This is a genomic window from Bacillus sp. JJ1566 (assembly GCF_036962685.1).
In the GTDB taxonomy this organism is placed as follows: Bacteria; Bacillota; Bacilli; order Bacillales; family Bacillaceae_L; genus Ferdinandcohnia.
The window spans coordinates 76,066-92,057 of record NZ_JBALOP010000002.1 but is presented as its reverse complement, the minus strand read 5'-3'; the positions used below and the strand labels follow the sequence as shown (position 1 = coordinate 92,057).

Annotated in this window: 13 protein-coding genes; 4 read left to right on the top strand and 9 right to left on the bottom strand. The window is 37.0% G+C overall.

All coding sequences use genetic code 11. From position 1 onward, the window contains the following. Nucleotides 1-318: 318 nt before the first annotated feature. The 5 genes from ctaF to cyoE form a co-directional block, all read right to left on the bottom strand. Nucleotides 319-645 carry a cytochrome c oxidase subunit IVB gene (gene ctaF / locus V7112_RS01330; RefSeq protein ID WP_335414262.1) on the bottom strand — a complete coding sequence of 109 codons (327 nt, stop codon included), beginning with the start codon at nt 643-645 and terminating at the stop codon, nt 319-321. 4 nt (nt 646-649) lie between these two features. Further along, entirely contained in the window at nt 650-1,270 is a 621-nt protein-coding gene (locus tag V7112_RS01325; protein ID WP_335414259.1) for a cytochrome (ubi)quinol oxidase subunit III, read from the bottom strand. Continuing rightward, nucleotides 1,270-3,144 (bottom strand): cytochrome c oxidase subunit I, encoded by a 1,875-nt coding sequence (gene ctaD / locus V7112_RS01320; protein WP_438823848.1) that lies wholly within the window; start codon nt 3,142-3,144, stop codon nt 1,270-1,272. Before ctaD ends, V7112_RS01325 begins: the two co-directional genes overlap by 1 nt. A gap of 27 nt (nt 3,145-3,171) precedes the next feature. After that, nucleotides 3,172-4,236: a cytochrome c oxidase subunit II gene (gene coxB / locus V7112_RS01315; protein WP_335414256.1), complete on the bottom strand. Its 1,065-nt coding sequence runs from the start codon at nt 4,234-4,236 to the stop codon at nt 3,172-3,174. A 107-nt stretch (nt 4,237-4,343) separates the two neighbouring features. After that, on the bottom strand, nt 4,344-5,282 hold the full coding sequence (gene cyoE / locus V7112_RS01310) for a heme o synthase (protein WP_335414253.1): 939 nt from the start codon (nt 5,280-5,282) through the stop codon (nt 4,344-4,346). 652 nt (nt 5,283-5,934) lie between these two features. Here cyoE and V7112_RS01305 point away from each other — a divergent pair. After that, nucleotides 5,935-6,912: a COX15/CtaA family protein gene (locus V7112_RS01305; RefSeq protein WP_335414250.1), complete on the top strand. Its 978-nt coding sequence runs from the start codon at nt 5,935-5,937 to the stop codon at nt 6,910-6,912. An 86-nt stretch (nt 6,913-6,998) separates the two neighbouring features. Here V7112_RS01305 and pyc read toward each other — a convergent pair whose 3' ends face one another. The 3 genes from pyc to V7112_RS01290 all read right to left on the bottom strand — a co-directional run bounded on the left by pyc (nt 6,999) and on the right by V7112_RS01290 (nt 12,248). Next, complete coding sequence (gene pyc / locus V7112_RS01300; protein ID WP_335414247.1) at nt 6,999-10,439, bottom strand: pyruvate carboxylase; 3,441 nt, start codon at nt 10,437-10,439, stop codon at nt 6,999-7,001. Between the two features lie 75 nt (nt 10,440-10,514). Next, the gene (gene ftsW, locus V7112_RS01295; protein ID WP_335414244.1) at nt 10,515-11,729 is read right to left on the bottom strand and encodes a putative lipid II flippase FtsW; all 1,215 of its coding nucleotides are present in this window, start codon (nt 11,727-11,729) and stop codon (nt 10,515-10,517) included. Nucleotides 11,730-11,966: 237 nt separating this feature from the next. Beyond that, nucleotides 11,967-12,248: a YlaN family protein gene (locus V7112_RS01290; RefSeq protein WP_335414242.1), complete on the bottom strand. Its 282-nt coding sequence runs from the start codon at nt 12,246-12,248 to the stop codon at nt 11,967-11,969. A 212-nt stretch (nt 12,249-12,460) separates the two neighbouring features. Between V7112_RS01290 and V7112_RS01285 the strand changes: the two genes are divergently transcribed. Further along, nucleotides 12,461-12,958 carry a peptidyl-prolyl cis-trans isomerase gene (locus V7112_RS01285; RefSeq protein ID WP_335414240.1) on the top strand — a complete coding sequence of 166 codons (498 nt, stop codon included), beginning with the start codon at nt 12,461-12,463 and terminating at the stop codon, nt 12,956-12,958. 225 nt (nt 12,959-13,183) lie between these two features. Here V7112_RS01285 and V7112_RS01280 read toward each other — a convergent pair whose 3' ends face one another. Continuing rightward, the gene (locus V7112_RS01280) at nt 13,184-14,512 is read right to left on the bottom strand and encodes a PhoH family protein (protein WP_335414236.1); all 1,329 of its coding nucleotides are present in this window, start codon (nt 14,510-14,512) and stop codon (nt 13,184-13,186) included. Nucleotides 14,513-14,733: 221 nt separating this feature from the next. Between V7112_RS01280 and V7112_RS01275 the strand changes: the two genes are divergently transcribed. Beyond that, a complete protein-coding gene (locus tag V7112_RS01275; RefSeq protein WP_335414233.1) occupies nt 14,734-15,333 on the top strand; it encodes a YhcN/YlaJ family sporulation lipoprotein in 600 nt (199 codons plus the stop codon). 284 nt (nt 15,334-15,617) lie between these two features. After that, nucleotides 15,618-15,821, top strand: coding sequence for a YlaI family protein (locus tag V7112_RS01270; RefSeq protein ID WP_335414230.1), 204 nt, complete (start codon nt 15,618-15,620; stop codon nt 15,819-15,821). Nucleotides 15,822-15,992: the final 171 nt, after the last annotated feature.

Below are 15,992 nucleotides of genomic sequence, written 5' to 3'. Positions count from 1 at the left end.
AAGTGGCGTTCTTAGTCTTTGTTCTTATGCTCGAAAAATTTACCTTTGAAAATCTGTGGCATCCGCCGGAGGCATTAACTTTATTCAGCCGATGTTTGAACACCCTACTAAATTGGGTGGTTATTCTTCATTTATCCCACTTACAGAAATTGTGAACGTCCGCTGAAAAAAGTTAAACAATATGTAGATACTATTATTTTAATTATACTCTTAGGGAAATAGCCATGCAAACAAACCATTTATGAACATTTCTTGTCTAAATTAGAAATGTTAAAGAGATTGAAAAAAGCCGGTTTTTACACCGACTTTTTCAAACACTTACCACCAAATGATTGTCATAAAGCATAGAACAGTTACAGCAGCAATTAACACTCCTGAAAATAGGAACATCTTTGGTGCTTCATGTCCTTTATGATTCATATGCATGAAGTAAAACAATTGTAAAATAACCTGAATTACAGCTAGAAGTAGAATAAATGGTACTACTACATATGGTGAAAATTGCTCAGATCCAACTGCAATAAAGGCAATTATCGTAAGAAAAATCATCAGGGCAAAAGAAATAACATGATGTTTCATTTCTTCCGCACTTTTTCTTCTGCGATAAGCTAAATCAACATTAGTATTATTAGTATTATTTGCCATGTGTTTATCCCACCATTCCCATTAAATATACAACAGTAAAGATGAACACCCATACTACGTCAATAAAGTGCCAGTAAAGGCTAAAGACATAAAACTTAGGTGCATTATATAAATCTAATCCGCGGTTAGCGTTTCGAATCATTATTGCAAGAGCCCAACATAAACCGAATAGCACGTGAGCACCGTGAGTTCCAACAAGCAAATAGAATGCAGAACCAAAGGCACTGCCTGTGATTGTATGACCTAAATGTACATAGTGGTTAAACTCATAGATTTCTAATCCTAGGAAAGCTGCTCCGAGCAGGACAGTTAGACCCAACCAAAGCTGCATTTTCTTGAAATTAAAGTTTTTCATATGATACATAGCGTACACACTAGTTAATGAACTAGTTAAAAGGATCATTGTCATTGCAAAAGCAAGTGGAATCTCGAATAAATCCTGTGATGATGGACCCGTACCATTACTTTTGTTCAATGCTAAATATGTTGCAAAAAGGGAAGCGAAAAGAACTGTTTCGCCTCCAAGAAAGAGCCAAAAACCGATAAATTTATTTTTTCCTTCAAGGGTCGCTTTTTCAGGCTCTGCAGGAAAAGTTTCAGCTGTTAATTTTTCTTCCACGTGCATTATGCCTCAACCCCTTTCTTGTCATCATCGTCCATTAATTCTGCTTTGTGAATGTGGTATCCATGATCATCAATAACTGAACGTAATAACATAGAACCAAAAGTAATGATTCCTCCAATGATCATAACTGGAACTGACCAACTTACACCATCTGGATGGTGTAAGAAACCAAATGCTGCAACAAATAGTCCAAAGGAAATCATGAAAGGTAAGAAAGAGCTGTTTGGCATATGAATGTCTCCAAGTGGTTCTGCAGGAGTCATTTCTTTTTTACCTTGCATTTTTTCTACCCAAAAAGCATCTAAGCCACGAACTAAAGGTAATTGCTTAAAGTTATAGTATGGTGGTGGTGATGGAATTGCCCACTCAAGTGTACGTCCATCGCCCCATGCATCGGCTCCTACATTTTCTCCCTTAACAGATGTGACCACAACGTTAATAAGAAGAACAATGGTACCAACTGCCATAAATGCAGCGCCGATTGAACTGATTAAGTTTCCAAGCTCCCAACCATGGTTAGGTAAGAATGTGAATACACGACGTGGCATACCCATTAGTCCAAGGAAGTGCTGAATAAAGAATGTTAAATGGAAACCAATTAGGAATAACCAAAACGTGATTTTACCTAAAGTTTCGTTAAGCATCTTACCAAACATTTTTGGCCACCAGTAGTGAGTAGCCGCGAATACAGCTAATACAACCCCACCAACAATTACATAGTGGAAGTGAGCAACTACGAAATATGAATCATGATACTGATAGTCTGCAGGTGCAGAACCTAACATAACACCTGTTACCCCACCCATGATGAAAGATGGAATAAATGCAACTGCATATAACATAGGTGTTGTAAATTTCATTGAACCGCCCCACATTGTGAAGAGCCAGTTAAATATTTTAATACCAGTCGGTACGGCAATTGCCATTGTAGCTACCGCGAAAATTGAGTTTGCAATTGGTCCTAAACCTGTTGTAAACATGTGGTGAGCCCATACCATGAATCCTAAGAAACCAATTAAAACTGTTGCGAATACCATTGAAGAATATCCGAAAAGTCTTTTTCTAGAGAATGTAGCAAAAATCTCTGAGAAAATACCGAACGCCGGGAGAATTAAGATATACACTTCTGGGTGACCGAAGATCCAGAATAAATGCTCCCAAATGATTGTGTTTCCACCCATTGATGGAACAAAGAATGCTGTACCAAAGATACGGTCAAACATCATTAATAATAGCCCTACAGTTAATGGAGGGAATGCAAATAAAATTAATGCTGATGCTACAAACGTAGTCCATGTGAATAATGGCATACGCATATATGTCATACCAGGTGCTCTCATTGTGATAATAGTCGCTAAAAAGTTAATACCACCAATTAAAGTACCAATACCAGAAATTTGAAGCCCTAGTACATAGAAGTCAATACCATGACCTTCTGAGTGTAATGCAAGCGAAGCATAAGAAGTCCAACCTGCATCAGGTGCCCCCCCCATAAACCAACTTAAGTTAAGGAAGACTCCTCCGAAGAAGAATAACCAGAAACCTAAAGCATTTACAAATGGGAATGCAACGTCACGTGCACCTATTTGAAGTGGCATGACGGCATTCATAAATCCAAGTAACAGCGGCATGGCTGCCAAGAAAATCATGGTTGTACCATGCATAGTTATAATTTCATTAAAAAAGCCAGCAGTTACAAAGTTATTATCAGGAATAGCAAGCTGAATCCTGATAATAAGGGCTTCGATCCCACCAAGTAGGAAGAAAAAGCCACCAGCCATTATATAAAGTTTAGCAATTTTTTTATGGTCAACTGTTGTTAAATAATCCCATAAAACAGCACCAAACCCTTTTTTCTGAGTTAAAGTACTCACAATGTGACCTCCTTATTCCATAATCTACTATTCAATTTTGAGTCCCATGAGATATTCAGCTAAAGCATCTAAATCTTGGTCAGATAAACCTTGACTATCATAAGTATCAGTCATGTTGTTACCTGGCTTGATTGATTCAGGATCCTTTAACCAATCCTTTAAATTATCTTCAGTAAATTCTAATTTACCAGCGATACTTGAACGATCACCGAAATTAGCTAAGCTTGGAGCAGTCGGACGCTTTTCACCAGGATTAAGTGCGTGACAGTTGATACAACCGTTCGTAGTGAATAATTCTTCACCGGCTTTTGCAACATCATTAGCAGGTACATGTTCTGCATCCTTAGCAGCTACCATACTGTTAATCCACTTATCATATTCAGCACGTGGAACTGGTTTTACTTTAAAATCCATAAGTGCATGTGAAGGTCCACAAAGCTCAGCACACTTACCATATAGTAAGCCACCTGCTTTTTCTGTACTTTCAGAGTCAAACTCTAACCAGAATTTGTTTACGTTGTCTGTATTAGTGTCTAATTTTCCACCAGCTGCCGGAATCCAGAATGAGTGCTTTACATCTGCAGCTATTAGGTTAAAATAAACTCTTTCATCTGTAGGAACAACTAGCTCCTGGGCAGTTACAATGCCTTCACCAGGGTATTCAAATTCCCACCAATATAAATTTGCAGTAACATTGACAACAACTGAATCCTCGTCTTGTTCCATCGCCTTTACATCAGCTAATTTAAAAGTAGCCGAAACTGTTGGAACTGCAAGAATCAAAAGCAATAGAATTGGAATAGTAGTCCAAATGATTTCTAAAGTGTGATTTCCTTCTACTTGCTTAGGAATCTTGTTCTCACCAACTTTTTTACGTCTAAATTTGACTAAGGCAATAACGAAGATTACTGCAACTACTGCCATTACGATTACCATGATTAATGTTGCAAGAATCATTAAATCGTACTGCATTTTTGCTACTTCCCCTGCTGGGGTAAGTGCAGAAACGAATGGTTCCCCACACCCTGCTAACAGTAGCGCCATAAAACTAAACAGTGTAAGTATGCGCACTTTTGGTAGCCATTTTTTCATAGCTTAATCAAACCCCTCTTTCAATAATATTTTGCTACTATCTTTATGAAAAAGATATTAAATCCCCCTACTTGTAATAGAAGAATTATTTATATTTTGAAACCCTCTTACACTAATGTAACGATAATCATTGTTACAAACATGATCGTTAAGTAGTTAAGTGAGTAAACAAACATTTGTTTTGCCCATTTGATATCATCCGCACTTTTATATCCCCTAATTCCGAGTACTAGCCATCCGATATTTAGGAGTGTTGCGATTAAAACAAATAGGCCGCCTAAAGAAAACATATAAAAAGGAAGTGGAAGCAAGCAAAGAATCCAAATCATGATTTGCCTCTTTGTCATTGCAAATCCATGAACAACAGGCAGCATTGGAACTCCTGCCGCACGGTATTCTTCAACGCGTCTCATCGCAAGTGCTAAAAAGTGAGGCGGTTGCCAAATAAACATAATCAAAAACAAGAGCCACGCTATTACGTGTAAGTCTGGGTCAATCGCTGCCCAACCAATGAGTGGCGGTACAGCACCAGATATACTACCAATTACGGTATTAATCGTATATCTACGTTTTGACCAGATTGTATATAAATATATATAAGAGAAAACTCCAATTAATCCAATTACTGCGGCAGTAACTGTCGTAAGTAGTAGAAATCCAGTTCCTATTAGTATGAGTATTATTCCCAATACTAAAACATGATTAGGATTAATTTTACCGGTTACAGTTGGACGTACTTTAGTACGTTCCATCACGTGATCAATATCTCGATCATAATAGTTATTCACCGCACAGGAACCAGCTATCACAAGTGCAGAGCCTATTAGTGTATATATGACAATATCTAACTCAGATAAAAAGCTTTTTCCTGTAAAAAACAGGGCAAGCCATACACCAGTAAATGCTGTTATTAAATTGGAATTTACAATCCCAATTTTAATAAGTGCAAGGAAATCCTTATAGGCGGTGGTTCGATATTCCTGATCACGAATTTCTTCATTTTGTATTTTGTCATCTGTACCAAGTACAGACCTTGTCGTCGTCATCGTGAAGCCTCCTTATTATATTGAACCTTACTTTCAAATACATCACCTTGTATTGCGTACAGCGATTCTTTTAACCTCATTATTTATGTAGTAAATCACATTTCGAAACCCCATTACCATTTTGTACCTATTTCAGTCTTAAAAAACGCAATAACTAATATAAAGCGTTTTCGGGTTTAGTGGTATGTAAATGAGTCCATTTTTTCTTATCAAGGTTGTTATGCTGTAGATATTATAAATTATATTAAAAACTACCCTTTCTGTATATTAAATCACATTTTCGACCATTTTTGTGAACATTTCGTTAAGAATTTATGACTATTTTGTGACCTCAAGCCAATAACAAAACCGCGGTATAATTACTATTTGCACTATAATAATAGTGTTAATCTAATGTTTTTAGGTACTTGTCGAAAGTTTATTCTTCCCTCCTATCTATTTCTAGCAAACTCCTTCATAATATTCAACCTTTTTTACTACAATAATAAATTTTTTTTCAAATTTAGGTGGGTTGTAAAGAATTCGTAAATTGTGTAATATCGAGAAAGAGCGTTTCTTTGAATTTTATCTATTGTTTAGATAAGATGAATATCGTAGAAATATAGTTAAATAATAGAAAATATATGTTCTAACAAGTTAAGAAGGTGATTTTTTGAGCCGTTCGTTAAAATGGTTATCGGTTCTAACTACAATCGGTATGCTATTTGTGCTGCTTGGTGGTGCACTTGTAACAAAAACAGAATCTGGGGCTGGTTGTGGAGATTCATGGCCACTTTGTCACGGGCAGTTAATCCCTGATGAAATTACCTTTGAATTAGTCGTTGAACTAAGTCATCGGGTCGTTTCCGGGGTTGTTGGGATCTTAGTTCTCGCTCTATCAATATGGGCCTGGAAAGCAATCGGTCACATTAGAGAAACAAAATTTTTAGCATTTATATCTTTCTTTTTCTTGGTTTTACAAGGACTGATTGGTGCTGCAGCGGTAATGTGGGGACAATCCGATATCGTACTAGCTCTTCATTTCGGAATTTCGCTCATATCCTTTGCTTCGGTGTTGCTATTGACTTTGCTTATTTTTGAAGTTGATAAGAAGTTTGATGCTGATTCACTCGTAATTGACAAAAAACTACGAACTCAGTTTTACGCAATCACGATATATAGTTTAGTTGTTGTATATACTGGTGCATTAGTACGACACGTTGGCGCTTCTCTTGCTTGTCCTGATTGGCCAGTTTGTACATATAACAATATTGGCCTTCCTACACAAATGCATGAGTGGGTTCAAATGGGACACAGAATGTTGGCAGGTATATTGTTTATCTGGGTACTAATGCTTGCTATTCGTATTTTTAAGCATTATAAGCATGAAAAGGTTCTCTATCACGGTTGGATGATTGTACTTGGGTTAATTACGTTACAAGTCATTTCAGGTGCAGTTGTTGTATTCTCTGACCTAAATCTTTTCGTCGCACTTGCACATGCTTTATTTATCGCTTGCCTGTTCGGTGTTTTTAGTTACTTTATTTTATTATCTTCAAGAAGTAAGAAAAATGAAATGGCATTGAAGGTTGAAGCAGAAAGAACAAATGAGGAATCAATTAATTCAAACCAAACCATCACAGTTCAATAAAACATGGAATCCGAGGGTACTCCCTCGGGTTATTTTTTTGCATAAAAATAGTGCCTCAAAGTTTTCTACTTTGAGGCACTATGAGATCATTTTGTTAGTTCTAGTAAAAGGTCGCCCGTTTGGATAGCTTCGCCATTTGCTACGTGAATATCCTTTACTACACCTGCGAATGGAGCTTGAACAGTAGTTTCCATCTTCATTGCTTCTGTGATCATCAGATGGTCCCCTTTGTTAACCTTATCTCCTTTTTCTGCCAATACTTTAATTACTGTACCTGGCATTGTCGCACCGATATGGTTTTCGTTATCACGATCTGCCTTTAGCTTTGCAACAACAGTTGATTTGATATTAGAATCCTTAACAATCACCTCACGAGGCTGACCATTCAATTCAAAATAGACAACCCTTGTGCCATCTGGCTGAGCTTGACCAACTGAAACAAGTTTAACAATCAATGTCTTACCTTGTTCAATCTCTATTTCAATTTCCTCACCAAGTCTCATTCCATAAAGGAAGGTCGGTGTATCTAAAACTGAAATATTTCCAAATAGATCAAATATTTTTTGGTAGTCCATAAATACCTTTGGATATAACGCATGAGAAATCATATCTTTATTCGTCACATCACGGTTTAGGCTGTGAGTTAATGTATCCTTTATATCACTGAAATTAACAGACTCTAATAATTCTCCAGGACGAACTGTAAGAGGCTCGCGTCCCTTTAGAATGATACGTTGAAGTTCTCTAGGGAATCCACCATGTGGTTGGCCTAAATATCCTTCAAATAGTTCTACGACAGAATCAGGGAAATCTAGTGTTTCTCCTCTTTCGTAAATATCATCTTCAGTTAGGTTGTTTTGCACCATGTAAAGTGCCATATCCCCAACTACTTTAGAAGATGGTGTTACTTTCACAATATCGCCGAACATATCATTTACACGACGATACATTTCTTTAACCTCTTCCCATCTTGTGCCAAGGCCAACCCCCTTTGCCTGCTGTTGAAGGTTACTATATTGTCCACCAGGCATTTCGTGCTGATAGATTTCAGTATGTGGTGCATTCATACCACTTTCGAAATCTACATAATATTTACGAACACCTTCCCAGTAACGGGCAATTTCTTCATAAGCTGTTACTGAAAGTTCGGGCTTTCTTTCAGTTCCTTCTAATGCATATAATAATGAGTTTGCACTTGGTTGAGATGTTAGACCTGCCATTGAGCTTACCGCTACGTCGACAATATCAACACCAGCTTCAATCGCTTTTGCATAAGTGAATAATCCATTCCCACTTGTATCATGCGTGTGTAAGTGAATTGGAATTGAAACTGTCTCCTTCAACTCAGAGATTAACGCATATGCTGCTTGAGGCTTAAGCAATCCTGCCATATCCTTGATTCCAAGAATATGTGCACCTGAATGCTCAAGTTCTCTTGCTAGGTCTTTGTAATATTGTAAATCATATTTTGTACGGGTTGGATCAGTAATGTCACCCGTGTAACAAATAGCCGCTTCTGCGATTTTTCCATTGTTACGAACAGAATCAATCGCCAATGTCATACCTTTCACCCAGTTTAAACTATCAAAGATGCGGAATACATCAATCCCTGACTCCGCAGATTCTTTTACAAACTCACGGATCAAATTATCTGGATAGTTTTTATAACCAACTGCATTTGATGCACGAAGCAGCATTTGGAATAAGATATTTGGAGCTTGCTTACGTAATGTTGCTAGACGCTCCCATGGATCCTCGTTTAAGAAGCGGTACGCCACATCAAATGTTGCTCCACCCCACATCTCAAGCGAGAATAATTCTGGTAATAATCTTGCAGTTGGATCTGCAATCTGTTTTATATCATTCGTTCTAATTCTGGTTGCAAGTAATGATTGGTGAGCATCACGGAATGTTGTATCAGTAAAGAGAACTTGTTTTTGTTCTTTTACCCAATTCACTACTCCTTCAGGACCATGTTGATCTAAAATTTGTTTTGTGCCAGAAGGAATTGGCTCATCATGCCTTACTTTAGGTAAGAATGGTTTATCAAATACTGGCTTTCTTTTCTTTTCAACACCAGGGAAACCGTTGACTGTGACTGTTCCAATATAGGAAAGCATCTTCGTACCGCGGTCCTTTGGTTTAGGGAAAATAAATAGTTCAGGTGATGAATCAATAAATGAGGTATCATATTCACCTGATAAGAATTTTTCATGCTTTACAACATTCTCTAAGAAAGGAATATTTGTTTTAATTCCACGGATTCTGAATTCCTTCAAGTTTCTGACCATTTTGGATGCAGCATGCTCAAATGTTAATGCTTGTGTTGATAGCTTAACTAATAGTGAATCATAATAAGGTGTAATTACTGCACCTTGGAATCCGTTTCCAGCGTCTAGACGAACACCAAATCCGCCACCACTTCGATAAGCGCTAATTTTACCTGTATCAGGCATAAAATTATTTAATGGATCTTCTGTTGTTACACGGGATTGAATCGCATAGCCATGAGTTTTAATATCTTCTTGTGCTGGGATGCCAATATCATTACTATGCAAGGAATGACCCTCAGCAACCTGGATTTGTGTTTGAACGATATCAATACCAGTAATCATTTCAGTGATTGTATGTTCAACCTGTACACGTGGGTTTACTTCGATAAAATAGAACTCATCATTCGCTACAAGGAATTCAACTGTTCCAGCATTCACATACTGAACATTTTTCATTAATTTAACTGCAGCATCGCAAATGTCTTGGCGCAATGATTGCGATAAAGAAACACTTGGCGCTACTTCAACCACTTTTTGATGACGTCTTTGAACAGAGCAATCACGCTCATAAAGATGAACGATATTACCCATCCTATCACCGATAATTTGAACTTCAATATGTTTTGGATTTTCAATTAGCTTTTCAATATATACCTCATCATTTCCAAAGGCAGCTTTAGCTTCTGATTTAGCACGTTCATACGATTCTTTAATTCCAGCCTTGTTACGGACAATACGCATTCCACGTCCGCCACCACCAAGAGATGCCTTGATTATGACAGGATAGCCATATTCTTCACCAAATCGTACAGCATCTTCTAAGCTTTTCAATGGCCCATCACTACCAGGAATCACTGGAATTCCTGCTTTTTCTGCTTGATGTCTTGCCTTTACTTTGTCACCAAACATATCTAAATGCGAAGTGTTAGGACCGATGAAAATAATATTCTCTTCTTCACATCTTCTTGCAAAGTCAATATTCTCAGATAAAAATCCATAACCTGGATGAATAGCATCCACATCATTTTCTTTTGCAATCTCAATAATTCCTTCAATATCCAAATAGGCATCAATTGGTTTCTTACCTTCACCAACTAAATAGGCCTCATCCGCTTTATAGCGATGGTAAGAGCCTGCATCTTCCTTGGAATAGATAGCAACTGTACGAATATGCAACTCTGTACATGCCCTAAAAACACGTATTGCAATTTCTCCTCGATTGGCAACTAGAACCTTCTTGATGCGCTTGTCCATATAAATCCTCCTTCTAAAAATTACACAATTATTAAAAAAGTATAATACATTTTATCATCAACATATAGATATTTTTTATCTATAAGAGACATAGTTTTTTTGAAAAGAACGAGCCGGTTGATTTTGTGGCTGTTGTTCTTTTGTGCGATACGTGGAATGATAGTTTGTAAACATTGAAACATTAATTAAGATTCCCATAGAGGCCATTAATAACAATAAGGATGAGCCCCCATAGCTAATAAATGGTAATGTAACTCCCGTGATTGGAATCAACCCGGTTAATCCTCCTAGGTTAATAAAGGTTTGAATGGCAATCATGGAGGAAATGCCGATTGCAAGTAAACTTCCAAATGGGTCTGTACATTTTCTTGCAATTAGGAATCCTCGAAAAACAATATATGCTAACAATAATAATACAAATAAGACTCCAAATAAACCTAATTCTTCTGCAATTATTGCCATAATGAAATCTGTATGGGCTTCTGGCAGGTAATTAAACTTTTGAATACTCTGTCCTAACCCAAGGCCTTTCCATCCACCTGCTCCTAAAGCAATATAGGAGTTAACTAGTTGGTAGCCATTCTTTTCATCTTCAAAAGGATTCATAAATCCTAAGAAACGTCCCATGCGTCCCTCTGATAGGATCCCACCTGATAAAATGTATAGTAACGGCGATAAAAGTACCGCTGTAACAAACCCAAGTAAGATAAGTTTACCAAGGCTTTTAAGACCCATACCGGAACAAAAAATAATGGTTAAAGCAATTAACCCTATAATAAAGGCTGTCCCAAAGTCAGGTTGGATTGCTACTGTCATACATATTAAGAGGGTAAAAATGATAGGTGGCATGACCGCTATTCCAAATTGGTTGATATATGCTTGTTTTTTTGAATACACAGCAGCAAGATAAATAATCACGCTCAGCTTGGTAAATTCTGAAGGTTGAATCCCCCTTGCACCTACCATAATCCAACTCTGTGCATTATTTGCCGTATGTCCTATGACAAATACTAATAAAAGCATCGCTACAGAACCTAGAACGATTAAAAGAAGAAGTCGTTTTGCTGCATAAATTTTATAAGGTAAGATCATAGTAACGAAAAATGCAGCTGTACCAGCAAGTAAAGCTACTTTTTGTCTGTCAAAAAAGAAGGATGGATTTTCTCCAAACTTAGGGGCTGAGGCAATGACCATGCTTGCACTATAGACCATGACGAGTCCGAAAGAACATAAAAGAAACACAGCAAGTACCAGGGTATAATCATATGATTTTAAAATTTTCTTAAGCATCGGCATCTTCCTCTAAAATACAGGATATAATTACTTATTGTACTATATTTTTCGGATTGTATTGCAAAAATCCTGTATTTTCTTCTAATCTTACAACCTATTAAAAGGGAGCTTTGTAGTAATTACACTTGAAAAGCTTTTTTAAAAGCAATATAAAAGAAGCAGTAACCTCTCTTATAAAAAAACTCAAATTATCCAATGTTGCGGATAATTTGAGTTGATTTATCTATCGATTACCTATTTTCGCATTGAAGCTTCATGAAGAACGGATAATTCACGCTCAAGTTTGGTTAGGAGCTCTTTTCCTTCAGGCCCCTCTATTAATCCTAATCTCACTGCAAAATCTATTTCTCTGGATAATCCGAACATTTGTGTATCAAGTACCTCTTCATACAGTGGACATTGAGGCATTGTTAAATTATCCATTTGAACTTTAATTAGTTTTAATATCTTTTCAGCATCAGCTTGTAATAAAGACAGTGCTTTTTCACGATGATTCACCGAAATCTCTGAAGTCAATTTATAACCCCTCCGTTTCCGAAGCTATACCTAATCCTATTTATAAATATTAACCTTTATACAGTAAAATTGCAAGAATAAATAGATAAGACTATTACTCTTTAAATTGGATTTTATTAAAAATTTGGTACTCTAGTATAAACAATAGAGGTTCCGATACTTCCTATTCCGTTTCAAAACATCTATAATATGATTGAAAGGAATGATTTTGTATGAACTCAATTATTGTGATTGAAGGTAAAACAAAGTTTAAAATCACACTTGATCCTAGTGTGTGGATTTTTGATGATCGTAGAGTCGATTTACTTACATATTTTGAATCAGATCAAAGCGTTAATGAAGATTTAAGCGAATACACAAAATCGGTTTCAATGCATTGGGATAGAGAAATCCGTGAAGGTGCGATTTATCCCCCTACTTTAAAGACAGAGAAAAAGTTTTTAAAGGAAAAAATATTAACTGGTACATTTGGAATCCCTCTCAGGGATTTTATTAAAAATGCGGAACCATTTGAGGAAGCTACTAACTTAAAAGTCGTACAAAAAGATCAAGAAACAACAATTCCACTTAATGAAGCATATGATGCCGTTCTTGGCTTTTCAAAAGAAGGTAAGCCTTTACGTGAAGATGGTCCTGTCCATTTTTATTTTGGGGATGGCTCAAACCGCGAAAATCCTATAAAAAATATAACTGCTTTTATTATTGAATAATACAGAAAAGCGCAAGCGCCTTGAAGTTGAACGTCTACTAACTACTGCCACGTCCTGTGCAAGTCCGACAAGCATTAGAAAAGCCGGTTAGAAGAATGTCTTTTATCCTTTTTGACGGATTGGCTTGGCTAGACCAGAGAGGGGCTAGGCTGCTTGCGCTAGACATGAGAACATAGCCTGTCACCAACTCTTTTTAAAAGAGTTTAACGTGACAGGCTTCGTTTTTTAAAGAATATCAGCTGCTAATTGCGCAAGTCCTGACCTTTCTCCTTTTACTAATCGAATATGGCCAGCAATTTTTTGGTCCTTAAACTTCTCTACCACATATGTTAACCCATTATTATATTCATCTAAATAAGGATGGTCAATTTGTTCAGTATCTCCCATAAACACGATTTTACTTTTTTCCCCAACCCTAGTGAGTATCGTCTTAACTTCATGCTTGGTTAAATTTTGAGCCTCATCAATGATGATAAATTGCTCCGGTATGCTTCTGCCTCTAATATAGGTTAGAGCCTCAACCTCGATCGAGCCCATTCCAGCTAAAATGGCATCCAATTCACCAGGCTTTTTCGTATTAAATAAATATTCTAGATTATCAAAGATTGGCTGCATCCACGGCCTAAGCTTTTCCTGTTTTTCGCCAGGTAAGAACCCAATATCTTTACCAACAGGAACAATTGGGCGGGCAACTAACAGTTTTTTATACTGTCCTAAATCTTCTGTTTGCATAAGTCCGGCCGCTAGGGCTAGCAATGTTTTACCTGTTCCAGCCTTGCCTATTAACGTCACCAATGGAATATCATCTCTTAATAACAGTTCAAACGCCATGGTTTGCTGTACATTTCTTGGCTTAATGCCCCATATATGATCCTGTTTAAAATGAAGCTTCTTTACCACTTTACCTGTTTTATCGACAATCCCAATAGCGGAAGATGAGCCCCCTAACGCATCTTTTAATAAGATAAATTGATTTGGATAAAATGGGTGATTAACTAACTCGGTAACATGAAGCTCACCTTTTTCATAAAAGACGTCAAGAAGGCTACGGTTTATATAAATCTCGAGAAACCCCGAATATATATGATCAACCTCAACAACACGATCACTCAGAAAATCTTCAGATTGCAATCCTAATGCATCAGCTTTTACACGAACTAATGCATCCTTACTAACTAAAATGACCTGTTTCCCATTTTCTTTAGATTGTTCTTCTAATGAGAGATTTTTGGCGACAGCTAAGATTCGGTTATCATTTGTTTTCTCAACAAAGATTTCTTGTAGTTCATGAAAGGATCTGTGGTTTAATTCAATCCGCAAGCTTCCCCCTGTTTCCAATTGGATTCTTTCATGTAGTTTTCCTGTTTGCCGCATATTATCGATAAGCTTTGAAACTTGTCTCGCATTTCTACCTATTTCATCCATATAACGTTTTTTTGAGTCTACCTCTTCTAACACTACTGCGGGTATAACAACCTCATTATCTTCAAATGAAAATATTGCTCTAGGATCTTGCAGTAATACATTCGTGTCTAATACATAAATTTTCCCCAAAATCACGCCTCCTACTCAAGTGTGTTTCATTTTTTTGTTTTAGGAGTGAAACAGGTCATCCATTCGTACGAGAATTTTTTTATTATATTATATTAGTCAATCCCATTTTTGTTCGTGTAAGGACGACCGTTGATAAAAATATATGTATGGATGAATAAAGATAGAAGAATTATTAAACAATAAAAAAAGAATACACATTGAACGAGTGAGGAGGCAAAACGGTGAGATATATTTATATCCTTCTGTTCTTAGCGGTACTTTTTATTGTTTCAGGTTGCGGTTCAAATAATAATGCTGGAGAAGATGTAAATGATACACGTGTAAAGGTTCAAAATACGGTCGATAACCATGTAGACAGAAAGACTGGTCAGGAAATTGCAAACCATCTTGTCGATCTTGCAAGCAGTGTCCCTAAGGTGAATGATGCAACAGCCGTCGTACTAGGAAAGTTTGCAGTCGTTGGCATTGATGTAGATTCAAAGTTGGAACGTTCAAGAGTGCAAACGATTAAATACTCAGTTGCTGAGAGTTTACAACATGACCCTCACGGTGCTAACGCCATTGTAATTGCCGATGTAGACACATATGAGCGCTTGAAGCAAATGAAGAAACAAATTGAAGATGGAAGACCTGTTACAGGTATATTAGATGAATTGGCACAAATTGTTGGTAGATTGGTCCCTGATATTCCAAGTGAAGTAATTGATAATGACAATACAGAACCTACGAAAACAAATGATCAACAGCTAAATAAAAAGGATCAACAAAAAATTGATAAAGAACAGCAAGATCAATCTAACGATAAAATGGGTAATAGATAATGGGCAATGCAATGCGAGGAAAACAAATTGTTTTTCTCGCGTTTTTTTGTTATAAATTTAATTTTATCACCTTCTAAAAAGACAAACTTTGTCAGAAAAGTATGGATTGTTGTATAATAAAGAAAAGCTTAATGCTTCCGCCTATCGGCGACAAGCATAAGACGAGCGCTGACAGAAGGTGTTCTTTACCTTCCGAAGCGATTGGCTTATGACCTCGAACCGATGGCGCCTGAAGCTAGACATGGAAAAATAGATACTAGATAATACTTGAGGGGTTCATAAAAATGAAGGTAAAATGTGTAATTTGTGATAAAATCGAGGACATCGAGGATGAATCCAGCCTCGCCAAACGATTAAGAAATCGCCCAATCCATACATATATGTGCACAGAATGTCATGATCGCATTGAAACAAGAACGCAGGAACGAATCGCCACAAATAAATTCAGGTTGTACCGCAAAAAGAAAACAGACGACGATTGGTGGTAAAAAAGAAAAGCGGAAGGCGCCTGCTTATCGGCGACAAGCACAAGACAAGCGCTGACAGAAGGCGTTTTTTGCCTTCAGAAGCGATTGGCTTGTGACCTCGAGCCGATGGCGCCTGGAGCTAGACATCGATAAAACACATAAAAAGCCGAGCATAACCGCTCGGCTCTTGTT

Excerpts from the sequence above, each read along its gene's own strand:
- cyoE (WP_335414253.1), bottom strand. The coding sequence starts at position 5,282 with ATGACGACGACAAGGTCTGTACTTGGTACAGATGACAAAATACAAAAT.
- V7112_RS01270 (WP_335414230.1), top strand. The coding sequence starts at position 15,618 with ATGAAGGTAAAATGTGTAATTTGTGATAAAATCGAGGACATCGAGGAT.
- V7112_RS01325 (WP_335414259.1), bottom strand. The coding sequence starts at position 1,270 with ATGCACGTGGAAGAAAAATTAACAGCTGAAACTTTTCCTGCAGAGCCT.
- V7112_RS01285 (WP_335414240.1), top strand. The coding sequence starts at position 12,461 with ATGAACTCAATTATTGTGATTGAAGGTAAAACAAAGTTTAAAATCACA.
- ftsW (WP_335414244.1), bottom strand. The coding sequence starts at position 11,729 with ATGCTTAAGAAAATTTTAAAATCATATGATTATACCCTGGTACTTGCT.
- ctaF (WP_335414262.1), bottom strand. The coding sequence starts at position 645 with ATGGCAAATAATACTAATAATACTAATGTTGATTTAGCTTATCGCAGA.
- pyc (WP_335414247.1), bottom strand. The coding sequence starts at position 10,439 with ATGGACAAGCGCATCAAGAAGGTTCTAGTTGCCAATCGAGGAGAAATT.
- coxB (WP_335414256.1), bottom strand. The coding sequence starts at position 4,236 with ATGAAAAAATGGCTACCAAAAGTGCGCATACTTACACTGTTTAGTTTT.